Consider the following 17,934-nt stretch of genomic DNA (forward strand, 5'->3'; position numbering starts at 1 on the left):
ACAGCCAAAACAATATCCTTGCCCCAATATGAAATTGGGGGAGCGGCAAACGGTAAAAAGCCGTGGCAGGAGTTGAGCCCTTATGAATACACGCAATACTGCAAAAAGTGGAGTAAAAATAAACTCAGCTGCACAGAAAATGATAGAGAGCCAGGTAAAGATGTGAAGTACCCAGCAGACTATATACCTATCGGCATATGGAAATCATCCGAACTTCCGCAAGGATATTCTTGTGATTCCCCACATTATTTTCCTGAAATGCAACGCGCTGGGTCTGCATCGACAGCCGATTTTACAGATTTAGCAGACATTGGCGCCAAAGTCCTAAGAAACAGAGTAGGAGCAAGAAAATGAGGATTGGAAAGTACTTTGTATTTATATTCTTTGCAGCTGCTCTAAATGTATCAGCAAAAATGAAAGATGAATGCGGGGCATTTTTTATAAAAAATGGTGTTATGGCAGCATTTCCAATTAAAAAAAATAGAGATAAATGGATATGGTATAAGAAGGAACGACCCGAATACGCGTGGATTGCTGAAACTGGATTCTATGAAAATGGAGTATTTAAAGGAAATGGCTTTGGGTTTATAGCATCTATTGGGTCAGCGAATTTGAAGAACACGCCAATGCAGCAAGGCACTCTCCAGGAGTTAATTGATTTTTCGGGGAAAAATGCTTTCTTAACAAAAGATTCTACATTTCATAACGTTGAATCATTAAATGATTTAATGATGTATTCATCCCAAATCTCAGCTAAAGTGATTGTCGGGGAATTCATAATGCTTGGTACACAAAATCCAGAGGCCGTTAGAATGGCAAAGCTGAAAAAACCTACCCATATGAAATTGCAGGCTATTCTTCCAGAAAGCATTGAATCATATATGTGCTATCCAGAAATTGAAAGCATTAACTAATGAAATTGAATTTCTAAAATTTTGCTTCCCTATTTATTTAAATATGTTGTTTGAGGTTTTCTCAGAATCTCATTCATCTTCCTTAAATTAATTAAGCTCTGCAAACTTGCGTCTATTCTTTGCGCGGGGAAAGATCGAATAATGAATTAAAATGCATTGCCAATAAATGTTTATTTTGCAGAAAAAAGAAATGCATTCTCCTTGCAGCGAAATTGTGTGGGTTTTGATAATATGTATCGAAATATTCGCGATTTTTTCGCTGTCATTGTTTCAATGCAAAAATGGAAGTTGGCTAGACGGCGAAGTTTGATTTTCGAAGGGGGATTCGGGTGCTGCGTGAGCTGGATGATTTGTACTTCTTAGCTCTAATTTTCGAAGTGCAATATGGAGTAAGTCTTTTGTATCTTTTGCAAAATGAACATTAATATATTTAAATCAATGTTTTATGTAATGGTGTTAATAATATTGTTGGATGGGTGTTCTAAAAGCACTTCAGAAGCTGAATTTATTAAAAAAGCTGAAGTTTTCCATAATAACTTCAATAATGATAGGCATGATATAAATTATGAAATATTAAAGAAAAATTCTGGTATGCCTGCGTCTAAAGACGACTATTTAAAAAACTTTTAGTTTTGTAAAGTCTAGACTGGGTCATTTGAAGAGTGTGAAGCTATTGAATGTGAATTTTTCTCAAACCACCTTCGCAGGTGAAAAATTGGTCAGAGTATCATTTGATAGCTATTTTGACCTTGGAGTGGCAAAGGAATTTTTTTATTTTTCTGAGTCGGGTGATTTGTATCGGCATGAAATTTACTCGAAAAATCTTCTTGATAATGAAATCTGATGTAGCTGAAAGATAGACTTCACATCTAAAGATTTTCACTAAGGGTCGGAGGTCCGAATCTAAAGCTATGGCTTCGCCTATCAGTGCGATAAATTATCTTTCGTCACGGTGGGGCGGAGTTTATGAATTTCTTGATGATTTTACGGCCCAAAAGGTCAAGGCTGTGTCTCAGGCATCCGCACACTATTTTCCATATAATCTTGTGTTGAACAAGGCAAGCCATTATGAAGTGGTTGAAAAAGACAAAGCTAAGGCTCAAGAGTTGTTCAAGCAAGCGCACGTTATGTACGACAAATCACAGGTAGCGCGCGATGGTATTTTGAGAACTTACTGATCGGCGCTTACACAGTGGCTGAAAATCTAGTAGTTGTTTAGACTGGATAAAAGTGCTATCAATAGGTGGATCAGGTTTTGTCTGGTTCATTTTTTCGCGCCTAGAATAAAGAGTTTTTGTTTGATTCGCGATTGAGTTCTGTTTTATTTAAAAAATCTCGAGATGCTGAATGTGCATCAGTAGCTCATTGCTCGCAATGAGTAGATATTTGAGTTAAGGGTATCAAACGCGTTAACCGCGAGTATTAACGGTATCATTGCTGTCGCCCAGAATTTTGCCAGCGCCTTGCTTAATCGGATATACGGGAGACTTAACCCGAATGCATGATGTCTTTAAAGCCTTCCGGGAAGCAGAAGGGGCCACTGCGCGCATATAGATTTGCGATAAGTAAAAAGCGCTGGTGTCGCATGCGGTGATGGCCGTCCATCCCCCGATCTGAGAGCGTGCAGACCCTCTACACGCTGGCATCCCGAGCAATCTATAGGTTGTTGGGCAGAATTCCCGCCGTTGGCCAGACGTGCGCACAACACGCGGTCGAACTGCGCAGACCGGTCGGTGCAATTGACGAGTTCCACCATCTGCGGTGGTCGTTTCATCGCCCAAGCGATGGCGCGGATGAGAGGCCCAAGCGTGGACTGCGAGTTGCTGGCGTAGCACACCTCTGCACCCCGGCAGCAACGCCGTCTGTCTCCAATAGGTTGAATTCTGGCAACAATTCATCCGTTTTTGCGCCATGTTCCCCACGAGTGACACAGGCGCTGGCACAATAGCGATTGTCTATAGATTTAATAAAATTCATAGAAAAATCACGATGAAAAGTTTCATTGCACTTATCGCGGCTTGGATGTTGTCTGGCTGTGCGGGGCCGGCGCCAGTGTTGCCCGCGCCTTACACCGTGGTCATCACTGCCGACGACCAGCTCAACCTTGACCGAAATGGTCAGCCCACGCCAGTGCAGGTCAAGATCTACCGGCTCAAAGGGGTGACGGCTTTCAACAGCAGTGATTTCTTCAGCATGTACGAGAAGGATGAGCAGATTCTGTCCTCTGACTTGGTGTCCAAGGAGAGCTTTATCTTGCAGCCTGGCGAAGCGAAGGTGTTGCTAGGAAAAGCGTTGGCCGAGGAGCGTGTGCTTGGCGTCTTTGTGGCTTACCGCGATCTGGACAGGGCGGTATGGCGCGGTATTGCACCGCTGCCGGCGCCCAAGGAGGCCGGGCGTTTTTCGGTCTTTCATCCGTCGTTTGAATCCTCCTACGTCAAGGTTTACGTTGGGCCCAACAAGGTTTCCGTGAGTTCCAACGTGACCGAGGTGCCTGTGCCCACCAGTGGGTCGGTGCCCAGTATGCCGGGCGGCATGCGGCTGCCGTTTTAACCAAGTCGGGTGCAACCATGTTTATGCGCAAGGTCGTTTGGTCGGAGGGCATGTTTTTGCGCCCTCAGCACTTTCAGCAGCAAGAGCGGTATCTGGAGTTTTTTTCGCATGCCAGGTCGCTCGCTGCTGAACCTTATTTCTGGGGGTTCCGCGAGTTGGTGCTGGATGTCGAAGCCCTGGCACTCGGAAAACTGGCCTTGCTCAAAGCGGTTGGGGTGTTCCCGGATGGCACGCCTTTCAGTTTTCCAGGGCAGGACTCGATGGTCGAGCCGCTGGAGATTGACAAGACATGCAAGGACGAGCGTATCTATCTGGCTTTGCCGATGCGCCGCCCCTTGGCGACGGAATTGAGCTTTGCCGACACCGGCGCATTGGCCCGCTATCTGGCAGAGGATGCGGAACTGGCCGACTCCAACGAGGGCGCGGTGGTGTTGGACGAGCGTTTTATACAGCCATCGATCGCCTACGGACAGAGCCGATTGCTGCATGCCATGGTCGACGATATTGCCGGCTTGCTGCAGCAGCGCGGTGAGGCCTTGGCGCAGCGCGTTTTGCAGCCCGGGCGGGGAGGCATTGCCGAGGTGGGTGATTTCATGATGCTGAACATCATCAACCGCTGGCAGCCCAAGATCACCCATCTGCGTGACCACAAGATATTGCATCCCGAGCGGGTGTATGGCCATTTGCTGGAACTGGCCGGTGAGCTGTCTACTTTTACGCGCGATGATCGCCGGCCAATGGCATACCCGGTCTATGACCATGATGCGCCGAGCCCGCCCTTTACCACGGTGGTGAATGACATTCGCCGCTCGCTGTCCATGGTGTTGGAGCAGAACGCCATACCGATTGAATTGCACGAGCGCCAGTACGGGGTGCGGGTCGGGGTGATTCCGGACCTGGGTCTGGTCAAACAGGCCAATTTTGTGCTCGCTGTATTTGCCGAGTTGCCCACCGATGTGGTGCGAACCCGCTTCCCCACGCAAGTCAAGATCGGCCCGGTCGAAAGATTCGCGACCTGGTCAATCTGCATCTGCCGGGGGTGCGCCTGCATCCCATGCCCATCGCTCCGCGCGAGCTGCCATACCACGCGAACTACAACTACTTCCAGCTCGATACCACCAATGAGCTTTGGGAACAGCTGGAGCGCTCGGGCGGTGTCGCGATGCATGTGGCGGGTGATTTTCCAGGGTTGCGTCTGGAGTTCTGGGCCATCAAGCCCTGATGGGCCGCAACGCAGGCAGCCGTGGCGCGCTGCAGCCAGCCTGGCGGCCAAGTATTTAACAAAGGGAAGCAGTGTCCAATCCCACTTCGTCCAATATCAACCAGATGTTTTCCGAGACAGGGGAGGCCGGTGCCAAGTCGTCTTCTCCCCATCCCCTGGCGGGCGACGCTCCGCTGGTGCTGGACTTGCCTGACGTGGTCAGTGGCTCCAACCCTTTGGTAGTCGCCGCCAATCCGGTCCTCAATCTGGTGCCGCAGATCAGAAACACGGCGCAGCTGAGCGATATCGCCAGCTTGCGGGAGTTCCTGATCAGCAAGGTGCACGATTTCGAGCGCAAAGCCCGAGAGCTTGGCGTTTTGCCGGAGACCATTGTCGGCGCGCGCTACTGCCTTTGCACGCTGATCGATGAATCGGCTGCGCAAACGCCCTGGGGCGGATCGGGGATTTGGGCGCGCCATAGTTTGCTGGTCACGTTCCACAACGAGACCTGGGGCGGGGAGAAGTTCTTTCAACTGCTCTCCAAGCTCGCGCAGAACCCGCAGCATTACCGCGAGCTGCTCGAGCTGATGTATTACTGCATTTCGCTGGGGCTCGAGGGCCGGTTTCGTGTGGTCGATAACGGCCGCGCGCAGTTGGAAACCTTGCGTCAGCGCCTCTGGACCATTCTGCGCGACCTGGGTGTAGGCAGCGATGATCAACTCTCGCCGCACTGGCGCGGCGCCCTCGGTGGCGGCCCGCAGCGTTGGCGGCTGATGCCCGTCTGGGTGGTGGCCTGTCTTGCTGCGCTGATCGGCTTGGGCTGCTACTTCTGGTTTTCGTTCGCCTTGGCGGGGCGCTCGGATGCGCTCTTCAACAAAATCAGCGGTTTGCAGCTGAACCGGCCTGTGGCCGCCACCCCCCGTCCGGGGCCTGCGAGATTCAGCAAGTTCCTGGAGCCAGAGATCCGCGAAGGCCTGGTCAGCGTGCATGACGAGGCCGATCGCAGCACGGTTGTGCTGCGTGGGGATGGGCTGTTTGCATCGGGCTCCAACACCGTGCTGCCCGCCTACCTGCCTGTTTTGCAGCGCGTAGCGGATGCCCTGGTGGCCGAGCGCGGCCATGTAACGGTCACAGGCTATACCGACAACGTACCCATCCGGACTGCGCGCTACCCCTCCAACTATGAGCTGTCGAAGGACCGCGCAGAGCAAGTCGTGGCGTTGTTGCGCAGCCGTGGCGTGGTGGCACAACGCGTGCAAGCGCAAGGCATGGGTGATGCACAGCCGGTTGCCGATAACAAAACCGCAGAAGGACGCGCCCGCAACAGGCGGGTCGAGGTCGTTCTTTTTGCGGCACCAACTGCAGGTGACCAGCAATGATGTACTGGATACGACGGTTTTTCGGCTTCTTGGCAAGCCGTACATTTTGGGTGCTGGTGGGCGTTGTTGCGCTGTCATTTTTTATCTGGTTTGCCGGGCCATTGTTCGCCTTTGCAGATTACCGGCCCTTGGATCCCGAGCGCATGCGCTGGTGGTGCATCGGCATTGTGGCTGCGCTGTATGTGCTGTGGCTGCTGGTGTCGTTCTGGCGTCGGCGCAATATCAACAGCTTGCTGCTTGACCGCATTGGCCAGGTTCGTGATGCCGTGGACGCGCAGCGCAAAAACGGTGATACCAGCGATGAGGTGGTGGAGCTGCAAGGGCGTTTTTCAGAGGCGGCCAAAACACTCAAGTCGCTGCGGGTCGAGGGCCAGTCGCGCAGCGGCATGGGCAGCAAGTTCATCTATGAGTTGCCCTGGTATGTGATCGTCGGTGCGCCGGGTTCTGGCAAGACCACCGCCTTGGTCAACTCAGGCCTGGACTTCCCGCTTGCAGGCCAGTATGGCAAGGCGGCGCTGCAAGGCGTTGGCGGCACACGCAACTGTGACTGGTGGTTCACGGACCAGGCGGTGGTCATTGATACCGCTGGGCGCTACACCACGCAGGACAGTGATGAATCCGTGGACAAACGGGAGTGGGAGGGCTTTCTGGGCCTTCTGAAAAAATACCGCCCCCGGCAACCCATCAATGGCGTGATGCTGACGCTGAGCGCCTCGGATCTGCTGACCCATTCGGAAGATGAACTCATCATTCACCTGACTGCACTGCGCGAACGCTTGAATGAGTTGCAGAATGCGCTGGCCATCGAGTTGCCCGTGTATGTATGGGTCACCAAGGTCGATTTGCTGGCGGGCTTCCATGAGTTTTTTGGGGGCTTCAGCAAAGACCAGCGCAACCAGGTCTGGGGTTTTACCTTTCCATACTCGGAAAAAGCCAAGAGCAACCGCCCCACGCCCGCGCTATTTGGCGAGGAATGGGCTGCGCTGGAAAAAGCGCTGTTCAGCGTGCAAGATGCGCATCTGGCCCAGGAGATGGACCAGCGCCGGCGCAACTACATCTATGCTTTTCCGCAGCAGTTTGCGGGTTTGCGCGGCAGGGTTGCCAAGGCCGTGGACTTTGTTTTTGCCGAATCGCGAATCATGCACCAGCCCCTGCTGCGTGGTGTGTACTTCAGCAGCGGAACCCAGGAGGGGACGGTCTTTGACCGGGTACTGGGCAGTTTGCGCAAAGCCTTTTCTTCGGCCGGCAGCGTGCCCGTGGCCCGCGCCCAGGATGGGGGCAAAAGCTATTTTCTGTACGACCTGCTGGTGAAGGTGATTTTTGCCGAATCCCATCTGGCGGGGCGCAACCTGATCTGGGAGCGCCGGGCCAAGTTTCTCAACTATGTAGGCTATGGCGCGTCGGTGGTGCTGCTGGTCGTTGCGCTGTCTGCATGGCTGATCAGCTATGGCAACAACAACGCCTATATCGACCATGTCAGCCAGAAGGCAGATGAGGTCTCCCAATCGGTGGATGCTTACAACAGCAACGCGGGCGATCTGGCGGGACTGATGGCGCTATTGGGCCAGGTGAAGGAAATAGGGGACATGCCCGCGTTTCCCATCACGCAGCCGCCGCTGGATTACCGCTATGGCCTTTTTCAAGGCGAGAAGGTGGCCGCTGCATCGCAGCTGGCATACCAACGCATGCTCGATAACGGACTGCTACCGGTGGTCGCCAAACGCCTGGAGGCGCAGCTTCAGCATCCCCCGGTCGATTCGCTGGAGTACCTGTATGAGGCGCTCAAGGCCTATTTGATGCTGCAGCAAAGTGCGCATTACTCGCCTGGCTTTTTGCAGCAATGGATGAGCAGCGACTTCAAGCGCTTTGTACTGCCCGATGCCGACCCCAAGACAGCTGCGAGCATCGACCGGCATTTGAGCGCTTTGTTTTCGAGCGACAAGGTGGTCAGCTCGCCATACCCGTTGAACGACGCATTGGTCAGCCAGGTGCGTGGCAGGCTTTCCACCTTGTCTACCGCGCAGCGTGCCTACTACCGTTTGCGCAGCCGCCTGCAACGTAATGAGCTCAGGGAGTTCAACATCCTGGATGTGGCGGGGCCCCAGGCCGCGAATGTATTTATTCGCAAAGGGGGCCAGCCGTTGAACCGTGGTGTTCCCGGTCTGTTTACCTACCAGGGCTACTGGGATCTGTTTGACAAGTCCGTTGGCAGCGTGGTCACCGAAGTGGCCGATGACGAAGGCTGGGTGCTGGGGTTGCCCGCGCCCAGCATCAAGACGCAGCTTGGCGATGCGGCCCGCGGCAAGCTGGTCCGAGAGGTGCGCATGCTCTATCTGCGCGAGTACCAGCAAACCTGGGCACAGTACATCCAGGATGTGCAGCTGATTCCAAGCGGTTCATTGCAAGCGTCGATTCAGCGCTTGAGCGTGCTGTCTGCACCCGATTCTCCGCTGCCTCTTTTCTTGCGTGGGGTCGTGCGAGAGACCACCTTGTTGCGTGAGGCCGAACGGGGGCAGCAGACCGTGGTGGACAGGGTCACGAAGGGCATCAAAAACACCCGTGACGACATCGAGCGCGTCATTGGCCCCGTTCCCGCCGCGCATAGCCGCAAGGAAGACAAGGACGAGCTGATCGTCGACCACTACTTTGAGCCCTTGCGCCGCCTGGTCGGTGCCCCAGGCGCGCAGACCCCTGGCAGCATGCCGATAGATGCCATTATGAAGACCTTGGACGAGTACTACGGAACCTTGATGGCGACGGATGCTGCCGTGCGCTCCGGCGGGATGCCACCACCGCCGGATGCGGCCATTCGGCTGAGGACGGAAGCATCGCGGCTACCTGCTCCATTGGCACAGATGTTAGGGGGCATTGCCACGGCGAGCAGCCAGCAGACCTCGAGTCTTGTGCGCAGCCAGATTGGCGCGAACCTCAATGCCACCGTGGGGGATTTTTGCCGCAAGGCAGTGGCCGGGCGCTATCCCCTCAACCGGGGCGCATCGGAGGATGTGACGCCCCAGGACTTTGCCCGGCTGTTTGGACCGGGCGGTTTGATGGACGATTTCTTCAACCGAACCCTGGCCCCGATGGTGGATACCACCACCTGGACCTTCAAGAAAAACATGGATGGAAGCCATACCGGTGGACATGGCTCGCTCAGCGCTTTCCAAAAAGCCAGTGTGATCCGGAATGTGTTTTTCGCAAGCGGGGAGGCGAGCCCCCGGTTGCGCCTGGAGATCAAGGTGGTCGAGTTGGATCCTTCTGTGTCGAGCATGGCGCTGGATGTAGATGGAACGGTGATTCGCTATGCCCACGGGCCACAGATCAGCCAGAGCGTGGTGTGGCCGGGCCCCCGAGGACGGCAGCAGGTGTCACTGCAGATTTCAGACAAATCGGGAGGCCAAAGTGCGCTGAGCACCGATGGCAGCTGGGCATTGCATCGGTTTTTCGACAAGCTGACGCTCGCGTCGGGTCTGAGGGCCGACTCCTTCACGGCGACCGCCACCGTCAGTGGCAAAAAAGTGGTGTTTGAAGTCCACACCAGCAGCGTACAAAACCCTTTCCGGCTGACCCAGATGCAGACGTTTGCCTGCCCAAGCCAGTTCTGAACAACGTCATATTCGAGGAGCGCAGAAAAGTGAGCTTCATAGGCACAGCATCCATCGACGTGGTTTGGGGCGGAAAGCTCCCAAGCCATGGTGATTTTGTGTGGAGCAATCCAAGGAGCCGCACCAGAGTGGCGCTGGAGGACTGGTTGCAGGCCGGGATGCTGCAAGGCCGCTCGCAGTTGGGAGATGCCTGGGTGGCGCAGCTGGCACAGGCACCGACCTGGAATCTGCTGCTCCCCCGCGCGATAGCAGGAGGTGACAAAGTGATTGTGGGCTGCATGGCACCGAGCGTGGACCGCGTAGGGCGCCGCTACCCCTTTGTGGTGGCCTATGCGCTTTCTGCGTCTGAGCTGATGACGTCAACAGCCGTGCTGATGGAGCTGCCAACACTGCTGAACATGACGGGGCATCAGCTGCATTCCGCGATCCAGCGCGCCTTGCCCCGAAGCGGCATGGACGAGCTCTGGGGCCATGTCATTGCGCAATGGCGTTCCGTATTTCCAGTGGGGGGAGATGCCGTCCCGGCCGCCGGGTCCGAGATCCTGGAGCTTCTGGCGGGTGACATCCATGTCGATAGTGAGGAGCAGCGAACTCGACCGGTCGTGCGTGGCACCTCGTATCCCTGGCCGGACATGGCCAAGTCACTGCGGGAGAAGGACTGCCCCTCATTTTGGTGGACCCACCCTGCAGGAGGCGCCCCGCTCAAAGCATTTTCTTATGAGTCCGGACTGGATGGAACCCTGATGACCTGGCTCGTTGGCCGCAATGTCCGCTGATCAAGCCAGGCTTGATCGTCAACCCTTGACAGAAGTACATGGAACCAGAAATGAATGAAGGCTTGCCGACGGCAGGCACGGCGATGAGCCTTCCGGTAGGAACCCGGATGGGCGAGTTTGAGCTCCTGGGCGTGGTCGGCGAAGGAGGATTCTCGATCGTCTATCTGGCTTACGACCATTCCTTGCAGCGCACCGTTGCCATCAAGGAGTACTTGCCCGGTGCGATTGCCTTCCGGGATGGGGCGGGCACCGTTCGCCCTCGCTTTGAAAAATACGATGCCACCTTCGGGACCGGCCTGCAGAGCTTTCTCAACGAAGCACGCATATTGGCCCAGTTCGAGCACCCCGCGCTGATCCGCATTCACCGCTTCTGGGAGCAGAACGGCACGGCCTACATGGTCATGCAGTACTGCAAGGGCAGAACGCTGCGCAAGGTACTGCAGGACGAGCCAGAAAGGCGCAGCCAGGAGCCATGGATTAAGCAGCAGGTGATCGCGCCGGTTCTGGATGCGCTACGCCTTTTGCATGCCCAAAACTATTACCACCGTGATCTGTCGCCCGACAACATCATGGTGCTCGACACGGGTGCGCCAATGCTGCTCGATTTTGGCGCTGCAAGGCAGGTCATTGGGGATATGACGCAGGCGCTCACGGTGATCCTCAAGCCGGGATTTGCACCGATTGAGCAGTATGCAGATGATGAATCCATGCGCCAGGGCCCCTGGACCGACATCTACGGTGTTGGTGCAGTCCTGTATTTTGTGGTGACGGGGAAGGCGCCGGTGGCGTCTGTGGCGCGGCTGGTAAAAGACCCGCTCAAAAGGCTCCATCTTTCGGCGGATTACCCCATCTCTGCCCCGTTTGCACAGGCCATCGACCACGCGCTGGCTGTATTCCCCAACCACCGCCCGCAATCCATCGACGATTTCCAGGAGGCGCTGAACCCAACATCAGGCAATTTGGATGCATTGCCCGCTGAGCCCCCGCTTGCGGGGGTGAGCGAGGTTATGGATGCAGTTGCTGCTGACCCGCCGGCGCAGCCCGGAGATGCTCTGGTAGGTACGGACCTCCGCACATCAGGCGCCCATGCGCATGCTGATGCAGCAGCCGGTGAGACGCTTCTGGGCAAGGATGCATCCAAGGGTAATGCCGGCCTGCCAACTACGGCCGCAGCCCCAAGCCCAGGGGTAGTAGGCAAGCCTGCAAGCATGCGATCCACTCGCCGCTGGCCCTGGATCGTCGCCAGTGTTGCTGGACTGTTGGTGGTCGGCGCTTTTGTGTCGTGGTGGACGACCCAAGAAGGCGATCCAAAAACCTATGCGGACACCGGCCAGGCCACGCTAAAAACAGATGAGGCTGTGCAGACTGATCCCTATAACAGTCCGCAGCAGGCCCTATCTGTGGCCCCAGAAATGGGCAGTGCGGATGGGGCAGGCAGTGCACATGGCGCAATGGCTGCCCATGCATCCCACCTGGATGAACAAGTGGCACCAGGCGCTTGGGCGGACACGCAGGCCATCGCAGTGAACCGGCAGCCAGTGGCTGGCGTGGAGCTGAGGAACCATGACGTTCTTCCGAACCCGCAAGAGGCGGCAGATGCCGAAAGGGCGAGCTCCGTAAAACCAGTTGAAATCGCTTTGTCTCCCTCAGTGCCCAAAGTCTCGGAGGGCACCGGTGCTGTGGCACTGCCGGTATCAGCCAACAGGACCGCTGAAACTCCGAATAGCCAAAATGCGGTAGTGCAGCTTTTGAATGAAACGATGCCCAACACAGCAAAGGGCGTACCCACGCATCCGGCTGTGGATGTTGAGAGAAAAACTACGACAGAAGCGAAACAGGATAAACCTGGGGCTTACATCAAGCTTTCAGTGCGGCCCTGGGGGCGTGTCATTATCGATGGGCAGGACAAGGGTATTTCCCCGCCGGTTGTGCGTATCTGGCTTGCTGAAGGAGAGCACCATATAAGCATTGAGAATGGTGAATTTGCCAAGTTCTCTCAATCAATCAAAGTGTCTGATAAAAAAGATATAACAATTTCTCATAAATTTTGAGTTCGTGAAGCTAGATAGGAGTTGATATGTCTATAGTTAAATATGTCTCAAGTGCTGGCGTGATCACAGGAATCGCGTTGGCGTTGGCTGCATGCGGAACCACCGAGGTACAACAGAACACCGAGCCGCAACCTGTTGTGGAAACTTCGCCGGTGGAAATGGCTCCCGCAAAGCCCCCTGAGTCGCGTGCCGCCCAAATCTCCAGCGACACCGATACATCCAACACTGGCGTCACTGCGGTAGAGCGCCGCTTTGCCGAAGGTTTATCGAAATACAATGATGGCCAGTATTCTGATGCCATCAAGATTTTCAGGGAACCGATTTTTAAAAGGGCATGGCCTGAACTGCAGGTGCGATCTTTGAAATATTTGGCGTTTAGTTACTGCGTTAATAACAACGCCAGCCAATGCAAGAGAACATTTGCTGAACTCATCAAAATTGAGCCTCATTTTGATTTGAATGATGCAGAGCGCGGTCATCCATTGTGGGGTCCGGTTTTTCAGCAAGCCAAAGCTGAATCGGGAAAGTTCAAGAAATAAAACCATAGGCCTTGATGGCGAAATCTCGGAGGGCTAGCCATCGCCTGTACTGCGAAATCGTTATCAAGGCTTTGAATTAAAAGCGGAATCACAAAAGAAAAAGGCTGCAAACCGAAGCTTGCAGCCTTTTTTGATTCATCAGCCTTTGGAGGCTATTGAATCGGTCATCTGTGGCGGAGAAGGCGGGATTCGAACCCGCGGTGGGCTATTAACCCACACACGCTTTCCAGGCGTGCGACTTAAACCACTCATCCACCTCTCCGCATGTTTTGTACGTTTTATGTCCTGTGGTGGCCAGGAAATAAAAAGCCAAGCGTGGACAGCTTGGCTGACAATTTCACCTGTTGACTGGCGGAGAGGGCGGGATTCGAACCCGCGGTGGGCTATTAACCCACACACGCTTTCCAGGCGTGCGACTTAAACCACTCATCCACCTCTCCAGTCGGTGAAGCGTGTATTCTAGCCTGAAATTTGGCGCCTTCCAGCAAAGCGGGGCCTTGTTTGGCAAAAATGCAGCGCGGCTCAAGGGGCACGTGCTGCATTTGCGTTGGCCAAGCGGTTACTGGCCCTTGCCGGTCTGGATCATGCGCATGGCCGAGGTGATCAGGCTGGAGACCTCGGTCATGTTGCTCGGGACGACCAAGGTGGTGGTCGCGTCGCTGGCCAGCTTGCCGTAGGCGTGCACGGCCTGCTCGGCCACCTTCAGCTGCACGGCTTGCTCGCCGCCGGGCTGGCGGATGGCGGTGGCAATGCGCTCCAGCGCCTGGGCGGTGGCATCAGCCACCGCAGTGATCGATGCGGCCTCGCCTTGCGCCTTGTTGATAGCCGCTTGCTTCTCACCTTCGGAGCGGGCGATGAAGGCCTCGCGCTCGCCGGTGGCGATATTGATCTGCTCCTGGCGGCGGCCTTCGGAGGCGGCAATCAGCGCGCGCTTTTCACGCTCGGCGGTGATCTGGGCTTGCATGGAGCGCAGGATTTCTGCTGGTGGCGTCAGATCCTTGATCTCGTAGCGCAGCACCTTCACGCCCCAGTTGAGCGCGGCCTCGTCGATCGCCGAGACGATCTGGGCATTGATCATGTCGCGCTCTTCAAAGGTCTTGTCCAGCTCCAGCTTGCCGATCACGCTTCGCAGCGAGGTCTGGGCCAGTTGGGTGACGGCCATGATGTAGTTCGATGAGCCGTAGCTGGCGCGCATCGGGTCGGTCACCTGGAAGTACAGGATGCCGTCCACCTGCAGCTGGGTGTTGTCGCGCGTAATGCAGACCTGGCTGGGGACATCCAGCGGAATTTCCTTCAGGCTGTGCTTGTAGGCGACTTTGTCGACAAAGGGAATGATGAAGCGCGGGCCGGGGGCCAGGGTGCCGGCGTAACGGCCCAGGCGCTCTTTGACCCAGGCGTGCTGCTGGGGCACGATCTTGACGGACATCGCAATGAAGATGATGGCGATGACAAATATGATGATGGCGACTTCCATGGGCTCTCCTCATGGACGCACTGCTTTGTGCAACGCGCCCGTTTTTTCAGTGACTGGCTGGGGGCGGGCCCCTGGCTCAAAGGTCCTGGCCATTACACCATTCGGGTGTGACGGGCCAGGCGGGGGTGTGGGGCATGGATTTGGCTGCGCTTGTTATGTTTGCCATGCCCAGGTGATTGGCATCTGGTTGACAGGAACCAGTGGTTAGTGCGCGGCGGGCTCGGTGGGTTCCACCAGCAGGCGGTTGCCCTCCAGCCGCACCACGCGGTAGGCGCCGGGCAGCGCAGGGTGTTGGCCCAGCAATGCAGCCGTCCAGGGCGCACCGCGGTAGCGCACCTGGGCTGTGCGGTCGGCCTCCCAGTGCTCAATCTGGACCTGTTCGCCAATGTCCAGGTGCATGTCCTGCTCGCGCTCACCGGAGAGCAACGAGCCACGGCGCTTTTGGCGCAGGTAGCAGGCCAGCACGGTGGCCGTGCCCACGATGGCGGCGACCAGGATCTGCACCACTTCGTTGGCACCCAGGTGCGCAGCGATGGCAGCGGCAGCCATGCCAATGGCGACCATCAGCAAATACAGCGTGCCGGTGAGCAGCTCGGCGACGACGGCCAGGCCGGTCAGCAGCCACCACACGGTTGACATCTCCATAGCTCCCTCCTTGTTCGATTAGGTTTGTTACCCGATTGTGCGATATGCCGACCAATTTTGCGGCAATTGATGCAGGATACATAAAAAGGGCGTGCAAATTCCGTACACTTCGCGCCTGTTTCGATTGTTTTAGTGAGGCCCGCCCCTGCGGGAACGCCCATGAAGTTTCGCTTTCCCATCGTCATCATTGACGAGGACTTTCGCTCGGAAAACACTTCCGGCCTGAGCATCCGCGATCTGGCACATGCCATCGAGGAGGAGGGCTTTGAGGTGCTGGGCGTGACCAGCTATGGTGACTTGAGCCAGTTTGCGCAGCAGCAAAGCCGCGCCAGTGCCTTCATCCTGTCGATCGACGACGAGGAGTTCCAGCTGGGCGGCGGTGATGACCAGATCGTGCACAACCTGCGTGACTTCATCACCGAAGTGCGCCGCAAGAACCCGGATGTGCCGATCTACATCTATGGCGAGACCAAGACCAGCCGCCACCTGCCCAACGACATCCTGCGCGAGCTGCACGGCTTCATCCACATGTTCGAGGACACGCCCGAGTTCGTGGCCAAGCACATCCTGCGCGAAGCCAAGAACTACCTCGAAGGCATTCAGCCGCCATTCTTCAAGGCGCTGTTGGACTATGCCGAAGACGGCTCCTACAGCTGGCACTGTCCCGGTCACGGCGGCGGTGTGGCCTTCTTGAAAAGCCCGATTGGCCAGATGTACCACCAGTTCTATGGTGAGAACATGCTGCGCGCCGACGTCTGCAACGCCGTCGAAGAGCTGGGCCAGCTGCTGGACCACAACGGCGCGATTGGCGAGAGCGAGCGCAATGCGGCGCGCATCTTCAATGCCGACCACTGCTTTTTTGTGACCAACGGTACCTCGACCTCGAACAAGATGGTTTGGCACCACACGGTGGCGCCGGGCGATGTGGTGGTGGTGGACCGCAACTGCCACAAGTCCATCCTGCACTCCATCATCATGACGGGTGCGATTCCGGTGTTCTTGAAGCCCACGCGCAACCATTTCGGCATCATCGGCCCGATCCATGAGAGCGAGTTCTCGCCCAAGACCATCGAAGCCAAGATTGCGGCCAACCCGCTGCTCAAGGGTGTCGATCCAAAGGCCGTCAAGCCTCGTGTGCTGACGCTGACGCAATCGACCTACGACGGCGTGCTCTACAACACCGAGACCATCAAGCAAAAGCTCGATGGCTACGTGGACAACCTGCACTTTGACGAAGCCTGGTTGCCGCATGCGGCCTTCCACCCCTTCTATGGCAGCTACCACGCCATGGGCAAGAAGCGCGCGCGCCCGAAACACTCGGTGGTGTACGCGACCCAGTCCATCCACAAGCTGCTGGCCGGTATCAGCCAGGCATCGCACGTGTTGGTGCAGGACAGCCAGACGCAAAAGCTGGACTTCAACCTGTTCAACGAGGCGTACCTGATGCACACCTCGACCAGCCCGCAGTACAGCATCATCGCCAGCTGCGACGTGGCCGCTGCGATGATGGAGCCGCCCGGTGGCACCGCGCTGGTGGAAGAGTCGATTCTCGAAGCGCTGGACTTCCGCCGTGCGATGCGCAAGGTCGACGATGAGTTTGGTGAGGACGACTGGTGGTTTCAGGTCTGGGGCCCGGAAGCCCTGGCCGACGAAGGCGTGGGCTCGGCCCAGGACTGGATCATTCGTGGCCCGGACGCATCGCGCAAGACCAAGGGCAAGAACGGCAAGGAGTTCGACAACTGGCACGGCTTTGGCGATCTGGCCGATGGCTTCAACATGCTGGACCCGATCAAGTCCACCATCGTGACGCCGGGCCTGGACCTGGACGGTGACTTTGACGAGACCGGCATCCCCGCGTCCATCGTCACCAAGTACCTGGCCGAGCACGGTGTGGTGGTCGAGAAGACGGGCCTGTACTCGTTCTTCATCATGTTCACCATCGGCATCACCAAGGGCCGCTGGAACACCATGCTGACCGCGCTGCAGCAGTTCAAGGACGACTACGAGAAGAACCAGCCGATGTGGCGCATCCTTCCCGAGTTCTGCCAGCAGCACAAGCGCTACGAGCGCATGGGCCTCAAGGACCTGTGCCAGCATGTGCACCAGCTCTACGCCAAGTACGACATCGCCCGCCTGACCACGGAGATGTACCTGTCGGACCTGACGCCTGCGATGAAGCCATCGGACGCGTTTGCGCACATCGCGCGCCGCAAGACCGAGCGTGTCGAGATCGACCATCTGGAAGGCCGCGTTACCGTGGGTCTGGTCACGCCATACCCACCCGGCATTCCGCTGTTGATTCCTGGCGAAGTCTTCAACAAGAAGATCGTGGACTACCTCATGTTCGCGCGTGAGTTCTCCAAGCTCTGCCCGGGCTTCGAGACCGATATCCATGGTCTGGTGGAGCTGGTGGACGAAGAAAGCGGCGAAGTGCGTTACTACGCCGATTGCGTGGCGCTGGACGCCAGCGACCAGGCCGTGCAAACCCAGGTGGTCTCTGCGCCGGTGGCTTCGTCCAAGAAGCGCAGCCCCATGCTGGAAGGCAAGGCGCCCGCCTCGTCGGCCAAAAAGCGCAGCACCGCTGCGACGAAGAAATCGCTCAAGGCAGAAAAGCCCATGGGTGATGCCAGCGAAGGTGTTGTGTCGCCCGTGGCCAAGACCCCGCAGGCAGCGCCCAAGCCACGCCGCGTGGCCAAGCCGCGTTCGCCCAAGGTCTGACCGGGCAGGCGAGTAGTGGCGGGGGATGTTGAGTCCCCTGCGTCACTCCCGCATCACCACGAAAGCAGCGCATACGCGCTGC

General features: G+C 56.6%; 13 protein-coding genes, 2 tRNA genes and 1 pseudogene. 12 read left to right on the plus strand and 4 right to left on the minus strand.

The window, feature by feature from the left end:
• From WH303_RS08270 to WH303_RS08320, 11 genes and pseudogenes are all read left to right on the plus strand, one after another.
• On the plus strand, positions 1-354 hold a 354-nt coding region (locus tag WH303_RS08270; RefSeq protein ID WP_339517918.1), incomplete at its 5' end, for a hypothetical protein.
• Positions 351-914, plus strand: a complete 564-nt coding sequence (locus tag WH303_RS08275) for a hypothetical protein (protein ID WP_339517919.1) — start codon at positions 351-353, stop codon at positions 912-914. The genes WH303_RS08270 and WH303_RS08275, both read left to right, overlap by 4 nt.
• A gap of 679 nt (positions 915-1,593) precedes the next feature.
• The gene (locus tag WH303_RS08280; RefSeq protein WP_339517920.1) at positions 1,594-1,758 is read left to right on the plus strand and encodes a hypothetical protein; all 165 of its coding nucleotides are present in this window, start codon (positions 1,594-1,596) and stop codon (positions 1,756-1,758) included.
• A gap of 67 nt (positions 1,759-1,825) precedes the next feature.
• Complete coding sequence (locus WH303_RS08285) at positions 1,826-2,092, plus strand: hypothetical protein (RefSeq protein ID WP_339517921.1); 267 nt, start codon at positions 1,826-1,828, stop codon at positions 2,090-2,092.
• Positions 2,093-2,903: 811 nt separating this feature from the next.
• Entirely contained in the window at positions 2,904-3,464 is a 561-nt protein-coding gene (gene tssJ / locus WH303_RS08290; protein WP_339517922.1) for a type VI secretion system lipoprotein TssJ, read from the plus strand.
• Positions 3,465-3,481: 17 nt separating this feature from the next.
• Positions 3,482-4,686, plus strand: a pseudogene (gene tssK, locus WH303_RS08295) (type VI secretion system baseplate subunit TssK).
• A 104-nt stretch (positions 4,687-4,790) separates the two neighbouring features.
• A complete protein-coding gene (locus WH303_RS08300) occupies positions 4,791-6,044 on the plus strand; it encodes a DotU family type VI secretion system protein (RefSeq protein ID WP_339518214.1) in 1,254 nt (417 codons plus the stop codon).
• A gap of 29 nt (positions 6,045-6,073) precedes the next feature.
• Entirely contained in the window at positions 6,074-9,649 is a 3,576-nt protein-coding gene (gene tssM, locus WH303_RS08305; protein ID WP_339517923.1) for a type VI secretion system membrane subunit TssM, read from the plus strand.
• Positions 9,650-9,678: 29 nt separating this feature from the next.
• A complete protein-coding gene (gene tagF, locus WH303_RS08310; protein WP_339517924.1) occupies positions 9,679-10,425 on the plus strand; it encodes a type VI secretion system-associated protein TagF in 747 nt (248 codons plus the stop codon).
• A gap of 50 nt (positions 10,426-10,475) precedes the next feature.
• On the plus strand, positions 10,476-12,476 hold the full coding sequence (locus tag WH303_RS08315; protein WP_339517926.1) for a serine/threonine protein kinase: 2,001 nt from the start codon (positions 10,476-10,478) through the stop codon (positions 12,474-12,476).
• A 26-nt stretch (positions 12,477-12,502) separates the two neighbouring features.
• Positions 12,503-13,015, plus strand: coding sequence for a TssQ family T6SS-associated lipoprotein (locus tag WH303_RS08320; RefSeq protein WP_339517927.1), 513 nt, complete (start codon positions 12,503-12,505; stop codon positions 13,013-13,015).
• A gap of 171 nt (positions 13,016-13,186) precedes the next feature.
• On the opposite strand, the gene WH303_RS08325 is transcribed toward WH303_RS08320, so the two are convergent.
• From WH303_RS08325 to WH303_RS08340, 4 genes are all read right to left on the minus strand, one after another.
• A tRNA-Ser gene (locus tag WH303_RS08325) sits at positions 13,187-13,277 on the minus strand.
• 87 nt (positions 13,278-13,364) lie between these two features.
• Positions 13,365-13,455 (minus strand) — tRNA-Ser (locus WH303_RS08330).
• A gap of 119 nt (positions 13,456-13,574) precedes the next feature.
• Complete coding sequence (locus tag WH303_RS08335; protein ID WP_021028801.1) at positions 13,575-14,489, minus strand: SPFH domain-containing protein; 915 nt, start codon at positions 14,487-14,489, stop codon at positions 13,575-13,577.
• A 204-nt stretch (positions 14,490-14,693) separates the two neighbouring features.
• On the minus strand, positions 14,694-15,134 hold the full coding sequence (locus WH303_RS08340) for an NfeD family protein (protein ID WP_339517929.1): 441 nt from the start codon (positions 15,132-15,134) through the stop codon (positions 14,694-14,696).
• 159 nt (positions 15,135-15,293) lie between these two features.
• On the opposite strand from WH303_RS08340, the gene WH303_RS08345 reads away from it, so the two are divergent.
• Positions 15,294-17,852: an arginine/lysine/ornithine decarboxylase gene (locus WH303_RS08345; protein ID WP_339517930.1), complete on the plus strand. Its 2,559-nt coding sequence runs from the start codon at positions 15,294-15,296 to the stop codon at positions 17,850-17,852.
• Positions 17,853-17,934: the final 82 nt, after the last annotated feature.

The sequence above is a fragment of the Comamonas sp. MYb69 genome, assembly GCF_037479315.1.
Classification (GTDB): domain Bacteria; phylum Pseudomonadota; class Gammaproteobacteria; order Burkholderiales; family Burkholderiaceae_C; genus Comamonas.